The following is a 17,642-nucleotide window of genomic DNA, read 5'->3' as shown; positions in this document are numbered from 1 at the left end:
AAGCCGGGATGCACATTCGCCTGCCGCGCTAGCGCCCCTCTTCAGCGCCGAGGCCGTAGGTCTTGAGCTTGCGGTACAGATACGTCCGCTCCAACCCTATGTTTTCCGACATCCGCGCGACGTTACCGTCCGCGCGGGCCAGCTCGCGGCGCAGGAAGGCTTCCTCGAACCGGGCCCGGGCTTCCTTGAAATCCGTGATTCCGTCCGGGACCATGGCCAGGGTGTCAAGGGCGACGCTGGCCCTGTATTCCGGGGGAAGCATGGAGACGTTCACTTCCTGGCCCTGATACAGAATGAAGAGCCGCTCCACGAAATTCTTGAGCTCGCGCACATTGCCGGGCCAGGCATAACGCTTGAGCAGATCCAGGGACTCCCGGTCGAAGCGCACGGGTTTCAAGCTTTGCTCCTCGATCATGCGCCGCGAGAAAAACTCGATCATCTCCGGAATGTCCTCGGCCCGCTCGCGCAGGGGCGGAACGGACAGGGGAAAGACATTGAGCCGGTAATACAGATCCTGCCTGAAACGCCCCTCGACCATCTCCTGCACGAGGTCCTTGTTGGTGGCCGCGATGACGCGCACGTCAACCTTGAAGGTCTTGGTGCCCCCGACCCGCTCGAATTTCTGCTCCTGCAGGATGCGCAGAATCTTGGCCTGGGTCTTGAGGCTCATGTCGGCTATTTCATCCAGAAACAGAGTGCTCTTGTCGGCCAGCTCGAACTTGCCCTTCTTGGCCTTGTCCGCGCCGGTGAAAGCGCCCTTCTCGTGACCGAACAGCTCGGATTCGATCAGTTCCTCGGGGATGGCCGCACAGTTGACGCAGATCATCTCCTTGGCGGCCCGTTTGCTGGCGCGATGGATGGCCCGGGCCGCGATCTCCTTGCCGGTTCCGTTTTCACCGGTGATGAGCACCCAGGCCTCGGTGGGGCCGACCTGGGCGACAAGCTCGCGCAACCGGACGATGCCCGGCGAGGACCCGGTGATGGTCGGAGACTCGTCGGGCTGGATGCGGGAACGCAGCTCCCTGTTTTCACGCTTGAGCAGGGACAGCTCCAGGGCCTTGCCCGCCGTGACCAGGACGTTGTCCAGGGACAGGGGCTTCTCGATGAAGTCGAAGGCTCCGTTCTTGAGGGCCGTGACCGCCGTCTCGATGTTTCCGTGGCCGGAGATCATGATCACCGGGGTGTCCACGCCCTTGTCCCGCAGCGCGCACAAAACCGCCATGCCGTCCATGCCGGGCATCCAGATATCGAGAAAGATGAGATCGAAATCCCCGTCCAGCGCCAGCCCAAGCCCCTCGGTTCCGTTGCCGGCCTCGGCCACCTGCCAGTCTTCGTCCTCGAAAATTCCGCGTAGGGACAGGCGGATGTCCTGTTCATCGTCGATAATGAGAATGGAAGCGTTGGTATGCATCATGCCTCGCCGCGTGCGGCTGGAAGTTCAATGACAAAGGTGGTTCCGGCCGGTTCGTTGGGTTTGACCCGGATATGCCCATGATGATCGCTGATGATGGATTTGACGATGGCCAGACCAAGGCCGGTGCCGCTGCGCTTGGTCGAGTAGTAGGGCTCGAACATGCGCGACTGCTCCTCGGGCTTGATGCCGGGACCGTTGTCGCTGATCTCTATGTAGATCCGGCCCTTGCGCTTGCGCGCATAGAGAACGGTCTCGACCCGTCCGTCTTCCTGATCGGCCAATACCTCGGCCGCGTTCAGCAGGATGTTGTAGATGGCACGGCCCATGGCTTCGCGGTCGAGCATGACAGCAGGTACATCCTCGGCCCTAAGGACCCAGCGAATGGACGCGTGACTGTTCGAAAAAACCGAGATGGCCTCCTGCAGCAGGGGCTCGACGCGACCGGCGGAAAGCATCACCTCGGGCAGTTTGGCAAAGCTTGAAAACTCCCGCACCATTTCCTGCAGATGCTCGACCTGCTTGACGATGAGCCCGGTGCACTGGGTGAAGACAGGGTCCGCCACCACGGGCCCGAACTTGCGTTCCAGACGCTCGGCCGAGAGTTTGATGGGGGTCAGCGGATTCTTGATCTCATGGGCGATGCGCCGGGCCACTTCCTTCCAGGCGTCGAGGCGCTGCATCTTTTCAAGCTCCGAAATGTTCTCAAAAACAGCGACAATGCCGCTGTCCCCGCCCTCGTTGTCCATCAGCGCCACCGCGTTGATCAGAAGCTTGACGGTTTCACCGCCGACCTCCAGATCGAGCCTGCGCTGCCACTGGGAACCAGGGCTGCCGCGCAGCAACTGACTGACTTCCTGCACCAGCCCGCGATGAGCCGGACCCATGAGATCCAGGGCGGATTCACCGATGAGCGCTCCGGCTTCAAGGCCAAGAATGCCCTCGGCCGCGCGGTTCATGGTCGTGATCCGTCCGGCCCTGTCCAAGGAGACGACGCCTGCGGTGATATTCTCCAAAATGGCTTGTACGTAGTGATTCTTGGCGATAAGCGCCTGATACTGCTCTTCGAGCTGCAGATTGGCGCGGGTCAGGTGCGTGCGGCTCTGCTCCAGATCCTCGGCCATGCTGTTGAATGACTGAACCAGAAGACCGAGCTCGTCGCGGGATTCGTCCATGAGCCGGACCGAAAGGTCACCCTGGGCGATACGCTGGGTTCCCGCCGCCAGCGCCTGAATGGGGGCGCTGAGCTCCCGGGCCAGCCGAAAACCGAACCAGGTCGCCCCGAGAAAGATGAGCATGGTCATGAGTCCAAGGACCATGTACAGGGTCATCTTCAAGGGATATTTGAGGCTGCGCAGCTGTTTGTACTCGCCTACGCCCTGGGCGATCAGTTCCAGCCGGTCCAGAAAACCCTCTCCCACCTCCGCGCCCACGACAAGAAAGGCCGACCCGGCCTCGTCCACGGACATGACCCCGATCACCAGATCCGAGTCCGCATGCGGCCAGAGAGTGGCCCAGTATTTCATGCCCTTGCCCATCTCGGCAAAAGGCACCTCGGCCATGATCCGGGGCCAGACGTCGTTCCAGACCGGAGTGGACTCCCAGTGTTTTTGCTGCATGGTACCGGTGATCACGCCGCTCAGGCTCAGCCTGTACTCACGGCTCTTTTGCCGCAGGGCCTCGTCCGCCCCCTTGGCCTTGAAGTCCAGCTTCCGTTCCCGCAAATGCTCAAGAATCCCAAGCGCCTTGATCTCAAGACCGGATTCGGCGGACGCATAAAAATCCTGTCCCACGCTCAAGGCCTGATCCATGGACGTCTCGACCTGGGCCTGGAACCAGTAATCGACGGAGGTCTGCACGAACCAGGTCGACAGAACGAACATGATGAAGGTCGGGACCATGGACAGTGTGACGAAAACAAGGACCAGCTTGGCCCTCAGGCCCGACCCGAGCACCCTCCTGCGCCGGTCCAGCACGAGTTTTATGACATTGCGCAAAACCAGGAAGAGAACCAGAATGAGAAGAATCAGATTGACGTTGAAGAGGGCGAAGAAAAGGTAGGAATTGAGACCCAGCAGGCGCAGCTCGATCCAGGTCAGAATGACGATGAGGAAGATGCCCACGGCGGCCAGGGTGATTTCCCGTTGCCGCTTGCGACGTTCATGCGCGGTGCGTTCCTGCACGGGAATGTGACGAGATGACTTGTCCATGCTCCTCGCGGCTGGTTGAAATCAGAAATCGAAATCCAGTACGTACACCACTTCGGGAACCAGGTCCCAGCTGACGAAAAAGAGAGGCTTGCTGACCCAGCCCGGAACATTGGTTCGCGTGACGCTGAACGTGAGCACGACGCGGTAGGCCTGTCCGCGCTCGATGGCATCCCAGCTGCCCATGGGCAAGGACAGGCGGGACCAGAAACGGTTCAGTTCTTCCTCCAGGCCCGTGAACTCGAGGGTATGGGTGCCCCTGTGATCCGTGACCACGCATTCACGCGCGATGGGCTTGCTCGCCACGGTGCATGAGTACTCGGCCTCGGCCAGGAAGGCGTCCCAGAAACCAAGGCGGCGCTTGTAAAGCTTACCGGAACAACGCACCTCGTATTGTCCGCCGTTCTGCAAGGCCTCCATCAGGGGGGCCATTTCATTGATCACGACGCTAAAACCCACGGAGACGGAGCCTTGGGCGTTATCCACCCCGAGATCCGTAAGCGCGATGGAATCGGCTCGCAGCACGGACGCCGAAAAAAGATTCAACGTCAAGGCCAGTCCGATGATGATTAAAATTCTGAATTTTTGCATTTTTGACGGATTACATGAATAAAAAAAGAGTGTTGTCGTAATTTTTCTTGATTTTCAACCCAAGGCAGGTATGCAACAGACAAAATCGCAAGGCCCGGGCAGGCACCACCCGGAAGCCCCGTCCCGAATGTCATTTCGCGGTGATAGTCCAAGGCATGGTATTTGACAACAGCTGAAGCGAGGAGAGAGTCATGAAGCTCAATGAACACAACAGCAAGCGACTTTTCGAGGAGGCGGGCATCCCTGTCCCTCAAGGGACGCTTCTCGGTCCGGGAGACGAACCGGCCCCCCCTTTCGCGCTGCCCTGGGTCCTTAAATCGCAGGTCTTGAGCGGCGGCAGGGGCAAGGCCGGCGGCATCCGCATGGCGGACACCCGTGAGCAGGCCCAAAGCGAACTGGCCAAGCTCTTCACGCTCGCCATCAAGGACGAAAAAGTCCAGCTGGTGCGCATCGAACCCAAGGCCGCGTACACTCGCGAACTGTATCTCTCCATAACCCTGGACCGTCAAAGCCGCTCTTTCTGTATCACCGCCGGACGCTTCGGCGGGGTGGACATCGAGGCCTGCGCCCCGGAGACCCTGCTGATCGAACACGCCGCCCCCGACACCGGACTGGCCCCCTTCCAGATCCGCAACATCTTTTTCCACCTGGGCCTGCCCAAGGAACTTTCAAAGCCCTTCCATGCCCTGCTCACGAACCTCTTCGATTGCTGCCTGCGCCATCGCCTGCTTCTAGCCGAAATCAACCCCCTGGTCATCACCACGGACGGAAGGCTTCTGGCCCTGGACGGCAAGGTCGAGATCGACGGACACAGGATCGGCATCGATCCTTCCCTGAACCGCTTTTTCGAGGCAGCGCACCTAAGCGACGAGGAAAACAGATCCCGCGAGGCGGGTCTTAGTTACCACAAGCTCGACGGGTATGTCGGACTCATGGTCAACGGTGCGGGCCTGGCCATGGCCAGCATGGACATTCTCAATTATTCCGGCCTTGAGGCGGCAAATTTTCTGGATCTGGGCGGAGGCGCGGACAGTGAGGCCATGCGCACGGCCCTGGACATTCTTTTTGACGACTCCCGCGTGGGCATGGTCTTCATCAACATTTTCGGCGGAATCCTGTCCTGTCACAAGGTGGCCCGGTCCATGCTCGAAGCGCTGGACGGGCAGGAACCGCGCAAACCCATCGTGGTCCGCTTTGCGGGCAACGGCTCGGCCCAGGGGCTGGAACTTTTGAACCAGGCAGCCCTGAACGGACTGCATCTGTGCCCCGATCTGACATCGGCCCGCGCCGCCCTGGAAAAACTCAAGGGCGACAGGCCCGCAGCCCGGCACAAGCCCCTGATCGTTCCGTCCACGGCTCCACGGCTCCCGGCCCGGCCGCGCCAGACAAGCACGCCCTTTCCCCTACCCGCCGACTGCCGCATCCTGGTCCAGGGCCTGACCGGCAAGCAGGGCCAGCTGCACTGCCGCCTGATGCAGGAATACGGTTCGAAGGTCGTGGCCGGAGTGACACCCGGCAAGGGCGGGACCGAGGTCCTTGGAGTCCCGGTCTTCGACACCGTGCGCGAGGCCGTAAACGCCATGCGCATCGACGCGTCCATCATCTTCGTGCCCGGAGCCATGGCTCCGGATGCGGTACTGGAGGCCGCAGCCTCGGGGATCGGCTGGGTGGTCTGCATCACCGACGGCATCCCCCAGCTCGACATGCTGCGCGCCCTTGAGCGCCTGAAAGGAAGCCCGACACGGGTCATCGGGCCCAACTGCCCCGGCCTGGTCATGGCCGGCAAGACCAAAATCGGCATCATGCCCGGCGACATCTTCACCCCCGGCCCTGTGGCCGTCTTCTCGCGCAGCGGCACCCTGACCTACGAATGCGTGGACCGGCTGACCAAAGCGGGGATCGGGCAATCCGTGTGCGTCGGCATCGGCGGCGATCCTTTCGTGGGCACCTCCTTCACGGACCTGTGCAAGCTGGTGCGCCACGATCCGGACACCCGGGCCGTGATCATCCTGGGCGAGATCGGCGGAAAGGCCGAGGAGGAGCTTGGGCAATACATGCGCGAAAGCGGCTTCGAGCTCCCGGTCTTCGGCTTCATCGCGGGCCGCACGGCCCCTCCAGGCAAGCGCCTGGGCCACGCCGGAGCCATCCTTGAAAAAGGGGCTGGCGGCATAGAAGTCAAACTCCAGGCCATGGCCGACTCCGGCTTCCACCTCATCGACGACCTGGACCAGATCGCGGAGGCGGTGGCGCAGGTGCTCTAGCCCCGCGTCACGGCGAACACGGCGTATTCACATGCAGACGACAAAGCCCCGACCGGAGAGTTCCGGCCGGGGCTTTGCTTGTTATGAGAGGAGATTTCGCGCTGGAGCCTCAGCGGCCCACGCAGAAATAGGCGAACCCTTCGGATGCAAGGAGCGCCGGAGAATAGAGGTTGCGGCCGTCAAAGAGGATGGGAGCGGCCAGAGCCGCCTTGATCCTTGCGAATTCCGGGTTTCGGAACTGGTTCCATTCCGTGACCACGGCCAGGGCCTCGGCGCCCTTGAGCGTCTCGTACTGATCCTCGCATATTTCCACCAGCGGGTTGTCCGCAAGGATGCGACGGGCATTGGGACCGGCCACGGGATCGAAGGCGCGCACGCGCATGCCAAGGTCGGTCAGATGCCGGATCAGCTCCAGGGACGGAGCCTCGCGCATATCGTCGGTGTTGGCCTTGAAGGCCAGGCCCCACAAGGCCAGGGTCTTGCCCTTCACACCGCCCTGCTCGGCGAAATAGGCCTCGATCTTGCGCGCGATGACGGTTTTCTGGCGATCGTTGACCTCGTCCACGGCATTCAGGAGCTGCGGCTCATAGCCCACGCCCTGGGCCGTGCCGATGAGCGCCTTCACGTCCTTGGGGAAGCAGGACCCGCCATAACCCACGCCGGGATAGATGAACTGATAGCCGATGCGATGATCAGCCCCTATGCCGTGGCGCACGTCGCGCACGTCGGCCCCGACCTTCTCGCAGATGTTGGCGATCTCATTGATGAAGGAGATCTTGGTGGCCAGCATGCAATTGGCGGCATACTTGGTCATCTCCGCGCTGCGCACGCCCATGACGATCAATTTCTCGCGGCTGCGGGCGTAGGGAGCGTAGAGGCTCTTCAGGAGTTCGGCCGTGCGCACGTTATCGGTGCCCACGACCACGCGGTCGGGCTTCATGAAGTCGTTGACCGCGTCGCCTTCCTTCAGAAATTCGGGGTTGGAGACGACGTCGAACTCGATCTTGAGCCCGCGCTTGTCCAGTTCCTCCTGCACGGTGGCGCGCACGCTGTCGGCGGTGCCCACGGGCACGGTCGATTTGTCCACGATGATCTTGTAGTCGTTCATCTGGCGGCCCACGTCGCGGGCCACCTGATGCACGTAGCGCAGATCGGCGGTGCCGTCCTCGCCTTCGGGGGTGCCCACGCAGCAAAAGACAAAGAGGCTGTCCTTGAGGCCTTCGCCCAGATCCGTGGTGAAGGTCAGGCGGCCTTCCTGGAAATTGCGGCGGACCATGGCCTCAAGGCCGGGCTCGTAGATGTGCACGTCGCCCTTCTTGAGCCGCTCGATCACGTCGGGATTGATGTCGACGCAGGTCACCGCGTTGCCCATCTCGGCGAAACAGGCCGCGGACACCAGCCCTACGTAACCCGTTCCAACAATGCATATATTCATCGGTATGTACTCCTATTGGCTGGCGTCCGGTATCAGAATCCGGAGAAGCGTTTGGCCAGCATTATTTTTAAAATGGTCCGGTCGGTCTCGATCATGCCTTCGGTGCTGAGCATGCCTATGTTCTGCATGGTCTGCTCGGGCGAAGCGCCGATGATGCCGTCGGTGTCCATGACATTGACGCCTTGCAGCGAAAAAAGCGCGGCCTGCACGGCCGTTCCCGCAGCCGTGGCCAGTTTCAGCGAACAGCCGGCCTTGGCTCCGTCGCAGATGACTCCGGCCAGGTCCTCGATGATGTTCTTGATGGCCCCTGCGATATGCGCCAGATTGCCGCCCAGCAGATAGGCCACCCCGGCGCTGGCTCCGGCCCCGGCCGCCACGGAACAGCCACAGACGGCGGAAAGCCGTCCGGTGTGGGCCTTGACGTAGGCCGTGACCAGATGACTGAGCGCCATGGCTTCGAGCACGTCCTTCTCTTCGCAGGTGATGAATTCGCGGATGGCCCAGATGGGCAGGATGGCGGTCAGTCCGTGGTTTCCGCTTCCGGCGGAACTCATGGCCGGAAGCTTGACTCCGCCCATGCGCGCATCGGAGGCGGCCGAGGTCAGGATGCGCGCGGCCAGGATCATGTCCCGGCAGACGAGCTTCTGCCGGACCAGCCGGTCCAGGGCCTTGCCTATGCCAAGGCCGGGCCCGAACTTCAGGCCATGCTCGGCGAGGCGAACATTGGTGCGCACCCCTTCCATCAGAAATTCGCGGTCCTCATCGTCCAGATCGTCGAGCAGGCGGACAAGATCCTCGAGGGCCAGGCCCTTGATCCAGGCCTCAAGACGCGGCATCTCGCTTGAGACGGCGACTTTCCCGGAAGTCTGGGCGCGAGGCAACAGGGCGCCGTCCAGGCTCACGCTGACCACGTTGTCGTGCATGTCGCGAACGACCGCCTCGGCCACATGCGAGCCGTCGAAAACCTCGGCGCGGATAAAGAGCCCTCGCTGCTCATGCAGCAGGTTGAGGGTCACCCCGCCGTCACGCACCAGAGACCGCGCGGCCTGCACTGACTCGTCGTTTAGCGGTTCGAGGACTTCCAGGCCCAGCGCGGCGTCCCCGCCGAAAACGCCCAGCGCCCCGGCCAGATCCAGACCGCTCAGGCCGCCCGTGCCGGGAATGATGACGGCCAGACCGTTCTTGTAAATATTGGGGTCGACCCACAAATCCAGCCGCTCGGGTCTGCCGGGCAGAACAGCCGTGGCAGCGGCGGCGGCCAGGGCCACGGCCACGGGCTCGGTGCAGCCCAGTGCCGGCGCGACCTGCATGCGCAGAATATCCTTGACGCAAAAGCTCATTGCCGCCTCACGAAAATGTTCGCAAAAGCCGAGTTCATGGCCGACTTGGCCGGGGCTGTCAATTCAGCGCTAGTCGCGAACTTCAAGCCGGGGCTCGAAAAGCTGGACCAGACGCACAAAGAGGTCCGGAATCCTGTCCGGATCGGCGGCGGCCGATCCGGCGTAAATCTTGGTGATCTCCAGAGCCGTGTCGATGCCGGTGGTCTTGCCGAAACCCACATCGAAAAAATCATCCAGGCGTTTGCGCAATTCGGAATCCATGGCCACCCCCCAGAATAAATTCGTGTCCGGCAAAGAAGCTTCGCCGCGTTGGTGCTCACGCCGTGCCTGTTACCATGTCCAGGCACGAATTCCAACGCCAAACCTGCGAAAAGTCGATTTGAAACGCGATCAATAGAAACGAAACCGACAAGACAAAAAAAGGCGCGCCCCCACCGGGACGCGCCGCGAATATTCATCCGAATCTTTAGTGCTACCTGGTCTTGAGCCGCATCCAGCATTCCTCATACGCCTTCACGGCGGGCCCGAGATCGGTCTCGAATTCGCCCCGGGCCATGTCCTCGGCCCCGGGATAGACAATGGCGTTGTCGCGCACGTCATCGGGAAGGATCGCCTGAGCCGCAAGATTCGGAGTGGAATAGCCCATCTCCTGGCAAATGAACGCCGCCACTTCGGGACGCAAGAGGTAGTCGATGAAGAGATGGGCGTTGTCCGCGTTGCCCGCATTCTTGGGAATGCAGAGGTTGTCGATCCAGAGGCTATAGCCTTCTGTCGGATAGATGTAGCGGATATCCGGATTTTCGCCGGTTGCGATGTACGCCTCGCCGTTCCAGAGCACCGCCGCCTGCACCTCGTTGTTGAGCATGGCCTGCTTGGGCGAATCGGAATCAAAGACGCGCACGCTGGACATGAGCGACTGCAGAAGCTCGCAGGCCTCGGCGACCTTGGCCGGGTCGGTCTCGTTGAGCGAATAGCCCAGCCGCTTGAGGCCCATGCCGAGTACGCCGCGCATGTCGTTGGGCAAAAGAATCTTGCCTGCCAGTTCAGGCTTCCACAGGTCGGCGAACGAAGTCACCGAGGCTGCGGCCGGATCCTTGGTGTTCACGGCGATGGCCGTTGATCCCCACATGTAGGGCACGCTGTAGTTGTTGTCCGGATCGAAGGACTGATTCATCAGCTTTGGATTGAGGTTGCCAAGATTGCTCAGCTTGGACTTGTCCAGCTTCATGAGCAGGCCTTCCTTGTGCATGCGCGCCACAAAATCGGTGGACGGCACGATAAGATCGTATCCCTTGGCCTCGATCATCCGAATCTTTGCGTACAGGGCCTCGTTGCTGTCATAGGTCGACATGATGACCTTGACTCCGGTCTCCTTCGTAAAATCCTCAAGCACGCTGTCCGGCATGTATTCGGACCAATTGTAGACATAGAGTTCCTTGGATGCCGCAAGAACCTGGGTGGCCAGCATGAGGCACAGGACCGTCAATACCAATCGTTTCATGATTTCTCCTTCAAAAAGCGCTGCGACGCGAAGACCGCCACAGCGGTTATAAGAATCATGATCGCGCACAGGGCGTTGACCTCGGGCTTGAGCCCCAGTCGGACCATGGAATAGATGCGCAAGGGCAGTACCTCGAACGTGGGTCCGGTGGTGAAGAAACTGATGATGACGTCGTCGATGGACAGGGTGAAACTCAAAAACCACCCGGCCAGAACGGCGGGAAAGACCATGGGCAGGACCACGTGGCGAAAGACCTCGTACTCCCCCGCCCCGAGATCACGGGCGGCCTCCACCACATGCGGGTCAAACCCCTGGAGCCGGCCATAGACCGTGATGCCGACAAAGGGCACGCACAGGGTGATGTGGGCCATGAGCAGGGTCCAGAAGCCCAGCGGCAGGGACAGGGCCATGAAGAGCACCAGAAGCGAAATGCCGATGACGATGTCCGGAGACATCATCATGACGAAAAGCGAGGTGCGGATGACCTTGCGCGACGGAAAGCGCCAGCGCTGCAGCGCCATGGCTATGAGCGTGCCCAGGATGCTGGAGCAGGTCGCCGCGAGAGCCGCGATGAAAAGCGAGTGCAGGGCCGCCTGCATGAGCGCGGTGTTGCCGAAGAGCTTGACGTACCAGTCCAGGGTCAGGCCCTTCCAGGCCATGGAAAACCGGGACGAGTTGAAGGAGTAGGCGATCATGACCCCAAGCGGCAAATACAGGAAGACAAAGACCAGCGTGGCGTAGAGAATGCGCAATTTTCGCATCATGCCTCCTTCCTGCCCAGCCGGGCGGCGCTTTTCCAGTACAGGAGCAGCATGAGCCCCATGAGCACGGTCAGGGTCACGCTGGCCGCCGCGCCCAGAGGCCAGTCGCGGGTGGTCAGGAACTGGTCGCGGATGAAGTTGCCAAGCAGCATGGCCTTGGCACCGCCAAGCACGTCGGACACGTAAAACATGCCGATGCCCGGCAGGAAGACCAGCATGCAGCCGGAGACGATGCCGGGCATGGTCAGGGGCACGACCACTTTCCAGAACGCCCGCCAGGGGCTCGCGCCCAGGTCCCGGGCCGCTTCGAGATAGCGGCGGTCCAGGCGCTCAAGGGCGGCGTACAGGGGCAGGATCATAAACGGCAGGAGCGTGTATACAAGACCCAGAACCACGGCGCCGGGGGTGTACATCATGGCCAGAGGCGAATCGATGACGCCCAGAAACAGCAGCACGTTGTTCACGATGCCGCTGGAGTTGAGCATGGCAGTCATGGCGTAGGTGCGCACCAGGGAATTCGTCCAGAAGGGGATGACCACCAGCAGGAGCAGCGTGTTGCGCAGCGGCTTGCGGGTCCGAGCCAGGATGGCGGCGAAGGGATAGGCCGTGACCAGACAGATGACCGTGACCAGCCCCGAGAGCCGCAGGGATGACAGCAGAATGTCGAGATGCGTCGTGTCCATCAGCCGGGCGTAATTGTTCAGGGAAAAGCCGGGCTCGATGAAATTCGCGGACGATGTGGAGCTGAAACTGGCCAAAAAGACCAGAACATTGGGCACAAAAGCGAAAATCGCCATCCAGGAGATGACGCCGACTATGACGGCAAGCTTGAAGAAGCCGTCATTTTTCATACGGCAGCACCACTTCCCAGCCTTCGACCCAGCTCACGGCCACCCGATCCGAGGCCTTGAAATATACGGTCTCGTCGTCCTCGTTGAAAAATTCCGTGGCCGTGACGATGCCTCCGGCATCCAGCCTGACCACGACATCGTAGGTCGCGCCCTTGTAGATGGTCTCCTCCACAGTGCCGACGAGGGAGCGGTCGCGGGAGAAGACATCCTCCAATTCCGGATCCTCGGCCAGGTCCTTCAGGGTCTCGACCCGCAGATCCTCGGGGCGCAGCAGGATGTGCACCTTCTCGCCCGGATGGAAGGCGTGGCTGGTGCGCATGAACACGTCCAGCCCCTGGGCCCGCACCCTGGCGCGCCCCTCGCCAAGCTCCACAACCTCGGCATTGATAATGTTGATCTCGCCCACGAAGCGGGCCACGTAGAGATTGCGGGGCTCCTCGTAAACGCTGACCGGGGTGCCGATCTGCTCGATGTGGCCGTTGTTCATGACCACGACGCGATCGGACATGGAAAATGCCTCCTCCTGATCGTGGGTGACGAGGACGAAGGTGATGCCGAGCTTGCGCTGCAGGTGTTTGAGATCGAGCTGCATCTGCTTGCGCAGCCGGTAATCAAGAGCGGAGAGCGGTTCGTCCAGAAGCAGGACAAGCGGCCGGTTGATGATGGCCCGGGCGATGGCCACGCGCTGCTGCTGGCCGCCGGAGAGCTTGCCGACCATGCGCGCCTCGAAGCCCTCAAGCTGGACCAGACGCAAGGTTTCGCGCACTTCGATGGCGATCTCGGCGGCGGGGCGCTTCTTCATGCGCAGCCCGAAGGCCACGTTGTCGAACACGTTCATGTGCGGAAAAAGAGCGTAACTCTGAAAGACCGTATTGACGTTGCGCCGCTCCGGAGGAAGGTCGGTCACGATCTTGCCGTCAATGGAGATGACTCCGGCGGTGGCGCTTTCAAAGCCGGCCACCAGACGCAGGATGGTCGTCTTGCCGCAGCCGGAGGGCCCAAGAATGGTCAGAAACTCGCCGCGCTGCACGTCGAGGGATACGTCCGTCAAGGCATGCTGCCCATCGTAACTCTTTGCCACATTTCGCAATTGAACAACCGGCAATGCCTGGCTCTGCGCCGCCGAATCCGTCATGACCCCTCCGGACAAATAATTCAGCCGGGGCGCGGACATGGCGACACTTCCCAGCAAGCCCTTTTTTTTGGAGAAGATAGAGTGTTGAGTCAAGGACAATTTTCCCGAAATCGGCTTGGTTTCGATGCAAGATCGTGAGGAAAAGGACATGGGTGGCGCATGACAAAAAATAATGGCACAGAGCCCTCTCATATACACAAGGCCGCAACCGGGCCTCGGCTTCCACTTTGGAAGACAGCGACGAAGACCTCACACGAAGGAGATCAAATGGTTACCCTTTTGCCCACTCCCGAGGAAATGTCCCGTTGGGACAGACTGACCATCAACGAATTCGGGTTGTCCGGACAAATTCTGATGGAAAACGCCAGCAGGGCCGCTCTTTACGCCCTCAAAAAAGAATTCGGACCCTTGCGTGACGCATCAGTCATGGTTTTTGCCGGTCCCGGCAACAACGGAGGCGACGCCTTCGCCCTGGCCAGGCATCTGGTCAATCTCGGAGCGACCGTGCTCATCCTGCACGCCAAGCACCTCGCGCAGTACACCCATGACTCCGCCTACCACCTGAAACTGGCCATGGACATGGGCATCCCCTGCTCCTACCTGCCCGAATACGAGATGGATCTGGTGCCGAGGATCGACATTATCGTGGACGGCCTGCTCGGAACCGGCTTCGAGGATTCGCTGCGCCCCAACATGCAGGGCTGGATCAAATCCATCAACAAACTGGGCGTGCATTCCCATGTCCTGTCTCTGGACATCCCCTCGGGGCTGAACGGCACCACTGGCCAGCCCATGCCGATCGCGGTCAAGGCCGACCTGACCGTGACCTTCGAGGAGGCCAAGCTCGGGCTCTTCCTGCCTCCCGCCAAAGGCCATGTGGGCAATCTGGTCACGTCCAAGATCGGCATTCCCCGGCACATCAAGGACCGGCACCCCACAGCCCACATCGCGCTGGGGCCGGACCTTGCCAACCTGCTGCCCGAACCGGGCTCGACCATGCACAAGGGAGAGGCGGGACACATCCTGGTCCTGGGCGGCTCACCCGGACTGACCGGCGCGCCCATGCTTGCGGCCCGCGCGGCCTTCCGCTCCGGCGCGGGACTGGTCAGCATCGCCTGCCCCAAGGCCCTGACCCCGGTCTACGGCTGCTTCCCCGAAGTCATGACCCTGGGCCTTGGCAATTCGGACCAATGGAGCGCCGAATGTTTCGAGTCCCTGCGGCCGAACCTTTCGCGCTTCTCGGCCGTGGTCTTCGGACCCGGCTTTGGACGCAGTGACGGAGCCATGGCATTCCTGGAACGCTATCTGGCCAATCCGCATGCCAAAACCCTCTACGACGCCGACGCCCTCTTTCTCCTGGCCCAGCGCCCCGACCTTCTGGCCCTGGTCGGCCAGGACGCCGTGCTGACACCGCATCCCGGCGAGATGGCCAATTTCTTCGGGGTCACGGCCGGGGCCATCAACCTTGCCAGAGCCCGATACGCAAGGGAATTTTCTTTCGGACACCGCGTCAACCTGGTCTTGAAAGGCGCGGCGACCATCGTCGCCGGACACGAGGACCCCATCGCCATCTCGCCGTTCTGCGCCCCGAACCTGGCCATTGCCGGATCGGGCGACGTGCTCGCCGGAATCATCGGCAGCCTCATGGCCCAGGGGCACCCGCCATTGACCGCCGCCCGGATCGGCGTGTACTGGCATGGTTATGCGGGCACTCAGCTCGCCAATGATTTCCCGTACCGGGGCAACACCCCCATGGAAATCGCCGATCACCTGCCAACCGCCCTGAAGGAGTGGAAAAAATGCGTACAGCTCAAGATATCATGACCGCCGAGGTCATCACCATCAGCCCCGATGCAGACATAACCGAAGCCGTGAAGATCCTGCTCGACAAGGGCGTCAACGGACTCCCCGTGGTCGATGAAAGCGGCCATCTGGTCGGCATTCTGTGCCAGAGCGATCTGGTCCGCATGCAGAAAAGCCTGCCCATCCCCTCTCTTTTCACCCTGCTTGACGGCTTCGTGCCCCTGTCCTCCTCGACGCTGCTCGAAGCGGAGGTCAAACGCATTGCCGCCTCCAAGGTTTCCGACGCCATGAGCACCAAAGTGGTGACCATCGGCCCGGACATGACCATCGACGAAATCGCGGCCCTCATGGTCGACAAGAAATTCCACACCCTGCCTGTCGCGGACAACGGCAAGTTGCTGGGCATTGTCGGCAAGAAGGACGTTCTCAAAACCCTGATCCCGCGTTCATGATCCTTGTTTTGACCTCCCTGGAGGCCACGACAGCCCTGGCCCAGGCCTTCGCAGAATGCATCGCCGACAGTCCGGCCCTGCCCCCCGTGCTCCTGCACGGACAGCTCGGGGCCGGAAAGACGACCTTCATCCGCGAACTGGTCCAGGCCCTTCCGGGAAGCGAGAACGCCGAGGTCAGCAGCCCCAGCTTCAACATCCTGAACCTCTACCCCACGACGCCGCCCGTGGGGCATTTCGACCTTTACCGCACCGAGGGCCGGGATTTTGATCCCGATCTGGAAGAGACCCTCTTCGCCCCGGACCATTTCTGCCTGCTGGAATGGGCCGAATACCTCCCCGCGGACTGCATGCCCGACTCCCATATAAACATGTCCTGGACGGCCGAAGAAGAGACCAGGACCGTGGAGATCACCGCCCACGGGCCAGAAGCCCAGGCCCTTCTGGAGTGCCTGGAACAGGCCACAAGCATTTAGCCGGAATTATCATCGTGTCCCAAAAACGACCTCTCGCCGAATCCCTGCGCCCGGAGTCCCTCGACGACTTCATCGGCCAAAGCCATTTTCGCCAGCGTTTGCGCACGCTGATGCAGTCCAAGGACCTGCCGAGCCTTCTGCTCTTCGGTCCTCCCGGTTGCGGCAAATCCACGGTGGCCCTGCTTCTGGCCAGGCATGCGGGCAAGCCGTTCGTGCGGGTCAGCGCTCCGGAGGTAGGCATCACCGCCCTGCGCAAGCAGATCCAGGACAAGGAAATCCTCATCCTGGACGAACTGCACCGCTATTCCAAGGCCCAGCAGGATTTCTTCCTGCCGCTCCTTGAGACGGGTGAACTGACGCTCATCGCCACGACCACGGAAAACCCGTCTTTTAGCGTCACGCGCCAGCTTCTTTCACGGCTGCACGTATTGCGCCTGCGCTCGCTCGGCATGGCCGAACTGGTGGATGTGGGCAAACGGGGCATGGAGAAACTGGGCCCACGCATCCCGGAAAAAAGCCTGGAGCTTCTGGCCACCCTCTCGGGCGGGGATGCGCGCACCATGCTCAATCTGGTGGAGTTCGCGGCGGGGCTTGAAGAAAAGGATCTGGAACCCGACCAGCTCAAGACCCGATTGCCGGAGATCGTGCTGCGCGGAGACCGGGAAGGTGATTCGCATTACGAACTGGCGTCGGCGCTGATCAAATCCATCAGGGGCTCGGACCCGGATGCGGCCCTGTATTATCTGGCATGTCTGGTGGAGACGGGCGAGGATCCGCGTTTCATCTGCCGCAGGCTGATTCTCTCGGCGGCCGAGGATGTCGGCCTTGGCGACCCCATGGCCCTGCCCCTGGCCGTATCATGTGAACAGGCGGTGGAACGCATCGGCATGCCCGAGGGCTGGATTCCCATGGCCGAAGCGACCGTGTATTTGGCCCTGGCGCCCAAAAGCAACTCGGCCTACGCAGGGTATCTCGCGGCCATGAAGGAAGTGCGGACCAATGGCGCAAGGCCCGTGCCGCTGCATCTACGCAACGCCTCCACAAGCCTGCAAAAGGAATGGGGCTACGGCCAGGGCTACAAATATCCCCACGCCTACCCAGAGGCATGGGTCGAACAGGATTACCTGCCTCCGGAGCTCAAGGGACGCATCTTCTACCAAGCCAAAACCAGCGGCCACGAGGAACGTCTATCCCTGTGGACCCGCAAGCTCAAGGCCTCGCGAGTCAAGCCCAAATCCAAGGACGCAAAGGACTGGACGAGATAAAAGAATGCCAAATCCCGATCCGAGCGGTGCCGATTGGGCCGGGCGGGGGGCGCCGACTGTCTGACTGAGTCAGGCATCGTTTGCCGAACCGTTGCCGCTCGTCTCACCCCGACTTTTCGACCCGGCACGCAACGATTCGGCATTACGAGGCCCACG

15 protein-coding genes are annotated in these 17,642 nt (G+C 61.4%); 5 read left to right on the top strand and 10 right to left on the bottom strand.

The genetic code is table 11. The features are described from left to right. Window positions 1–28 precede the first annotated feature (28 nt). The 3 genes from BMZ40_RS17655 to BMZ40_RS17645 are packed head-to-tail and all read right to left on the bottom strand — an operon-like array spanning window position 29 to window position 4,170. Window positions 29–1,411, bottom strand: a complete 1,383-nt coding sequence (locus BMZ40_RS17655; RefSeq protein WP_092379064.1) for a sigma-54-dependent transcriptional regulator — start codon at window positions 1,409–1,411, stop codon at window positions 29–31. Further along, window positions 1,411–3,621, bottom strand: coding sequence for a sensor histidine kinase (locus tag BMZ40_RS17650; RefSeq protein WP_092379061.1), 2,211 nt, complete (start codon window positions 3,619–3,621; stop codon window positions 1,411–1,413). Before BMZ40_RS17650 ends, BMZ40_RS17655 begins: the two co-directional genes overlap by 1 nt. A gap of 21 nt (window positions 3,622–3,642) precedes the next feature. Beyond that, window positions 3,643–4,170, bottom strand: a complete 528-nt coding sequence (locus tag BMZ40_RS17645) for a DUF4390 domain-containing protein (protein WP_177193257.1) — start codon at window positions 4,168–4,170, stop codon at window positions 3,643–3,645. A gap of 230 nt (window positions 4,171–4,400) precedes the next feature. On the opposite strand from BMZ40_RS17645, the gene sucD reads away from it, so the two are divergent. Then, window positions 4,401–6,470, top strand: a complete 2,070-nt coding sequence (sucD, locus tag BMZ40_RS17640; protein ID WP_092379056.1) for a succinate--CoA ligase subunit alpha — start codon at window positions 4,401–4,403, stop codon at window positions 6,468–6,470. 109 nt (window positions 6,471–6,579) lie between these two features. Here the strand turns inward: sucD and BMZ40_RS17635 are convergent, their stop codons facing one another. From BMZ40_RS17635 to potA, 7 genes are all read right to left on the bottom strand, one after another. Next, window positions 6,580–7,905 carry a UDP-glucose dehydrogenase family protein gene (locus tag BMZ40_RS17635; RefSeq protein WP_092379053.1) on the bottom strand — a complete coding sequence of 442 codons (1,326 nt, stop codon included), beginning with the start codon at window positions 7,903–7,905 and terminating at the stop codon, window positions 6,580–6,582. A 32-nt stretch (window positions 7,906–7,937) separates the two neighbouring features. After that, window positions 7,938–9,245, bottom strand: a complete 1,308-nt coding sequence (locus BMZ40_RS17630; RefSeq protein ID WP_092379050.1) for an L-cysteine desulfidase family protein — start codon at window positions 9,243–9,245, stop codon at window positions 7,938–7,940. A 69-nt stretch (window positions 9,246–9,314) separates the two neighbouring features. Beyond that, a complete protein-coding gene (locus tag BMZ40_RS17625) occupies window positions 9,315–9,506 on the bottom strand; it encodes a hypothetical protein (protein ID WP_092379047.1) in 192 nt (63 codons plus the stop codon). A gap of 211 nt (window positions 9,507–9,717) precedes the next feature. Further along, a complete protein-coding gene (locus BMZ40_RS17620) occupies window positions 9,718–10,746 on the bottom strand; it encodes an extracellular solute-binding protein (RefSeq protein WP_092379044.1) in 1,029 nt (342 codons plus the stop codon). Further along, window positions 10,743–11,507, bottom strand: coding sequence for a spermidine/putrescine ABC transporter permease PotC (gene potC, locus BMZ40_RS17615; RefSeq protein WP_092379041.1), 765 nt, complete (start codon window positions 11,505–11,507; stop codon window positions 10,743–10,745). The genes BMZ40_RS17620 and potC overlap by 4 nt, the downstream gene beginning before the upstream one ends. Next, window positions 11,507–12,358 (bottom strand): spermidine/putrescine ABC transporter permease PotB, encoded by an 852-nt coding sequence (gene potB, locus BMZ40_RS17610; RefSeq protein ID WP_092379038.1) that lies wholly within the window; start codon window positions 12,356–12,358, stop codon window positions 11,507–11,509. The genes potC and potB overlap by 1 nt, the downstream gene beginning before the upstream one ends. Next, the gene (gene potA / locus BMZ40_RS17605; RefSeq protein ID WP_092379035.1) at window positions 12,348–13,493 is read right to left on the bottom strand and encodes a spermidine/putrescine ABC transporter ATP-binding protein PotA; all 1,146 of its coding nucleotides are present in this window, start codon (window positions 13,491–13,493) and stop codon (window positions 12,348–12,350) included. The genes potB and potA overlap by 11 nt, the downstream gene beginning before the upstream one ends. Window positions 13,494–13,760: 267 nt before the next feature. Here potA and BMZ40_RS17600 point away from each other — a divergent pair, with 267 nt between their 5' ends. The 4 genes from BMZ40_RS17600 to BMZ40_RS17585 are packed head-to-tail and all read left to right on the top strand — an operon-like array spanning window position 13,761 to window position 17,486. Beyond that, complete coding sequence (locus BMZ40_RS17600; protein ID WP_092379032.1) at window positions 13,761–15,317, top strand: NAD(P)H-hydrate dehydratase; 1,557 nt, start codon at window positions 13,761–13,763, stop codon at window positions 15,315–15,317. Next, window positions 15,293–15,748: a CBS domain-containing protein gene (locus BMZ40_RS17595; protein ID WP_092379029.1), complete on the top strand. Its 456-nt coding sequence runs from the start codon at window positions 15,293–15,295 to the stop codon at window positions 15,746–15,748. The genes BMZ40_RS17600 and BMZ40_RS17595 overlap by 25 nt, the downstream gene beginning before the upstream one ends. Beyond that, complete coding sequence (gene tsaE / locus BMZ40_RS17590; RefSeq protein ID WP_092379026.1) at window positions 15,745–16,221, top strand: tRNA (adenosine(37)-N6)-threonylcarbamoyltransferase complex ATPase subunit type 1 TsaE; 477 nt, start codon at window positions 15,745–15,747, stop codon at window positions 16,219–16,221. The genes BMZ40_RS17595 and tsaE overlap by 4 nt, the downstream gene beginning before the upstream one ends. 14 nt (window positions 16,222–16,235) lie before the next feature. Then, window positions 16,236–17,486 carry a replication-associated recombination protein A gene (locus BMZ40_RS17585; protein WP_425429373.1) on the top strand — a complete coding sequence of 417 codons (1,251 nt, stop codon included), beginning with the start codon at window positions 16,236–16,238 and terminating at the stop codon, window positions 17,484–17,486. The last annotated feature ends 156 nt before the right edge of the window (window positions 17,487–17,642 follow it).

It is taken from the genome of Desulfomicrobium apsheronum, from assembly GCF_900114115.1.
GTDB lineage: Bacteria > Desulfobacterota > Desulfovibrionia > Desulfovibrionales > Desulfomicrobiaceae > Desulfomicrobium > Desulfomicrobium apsheronum.
This window is presented reverse-complemented; position numbering and strand designations above follow the sequence as displayed.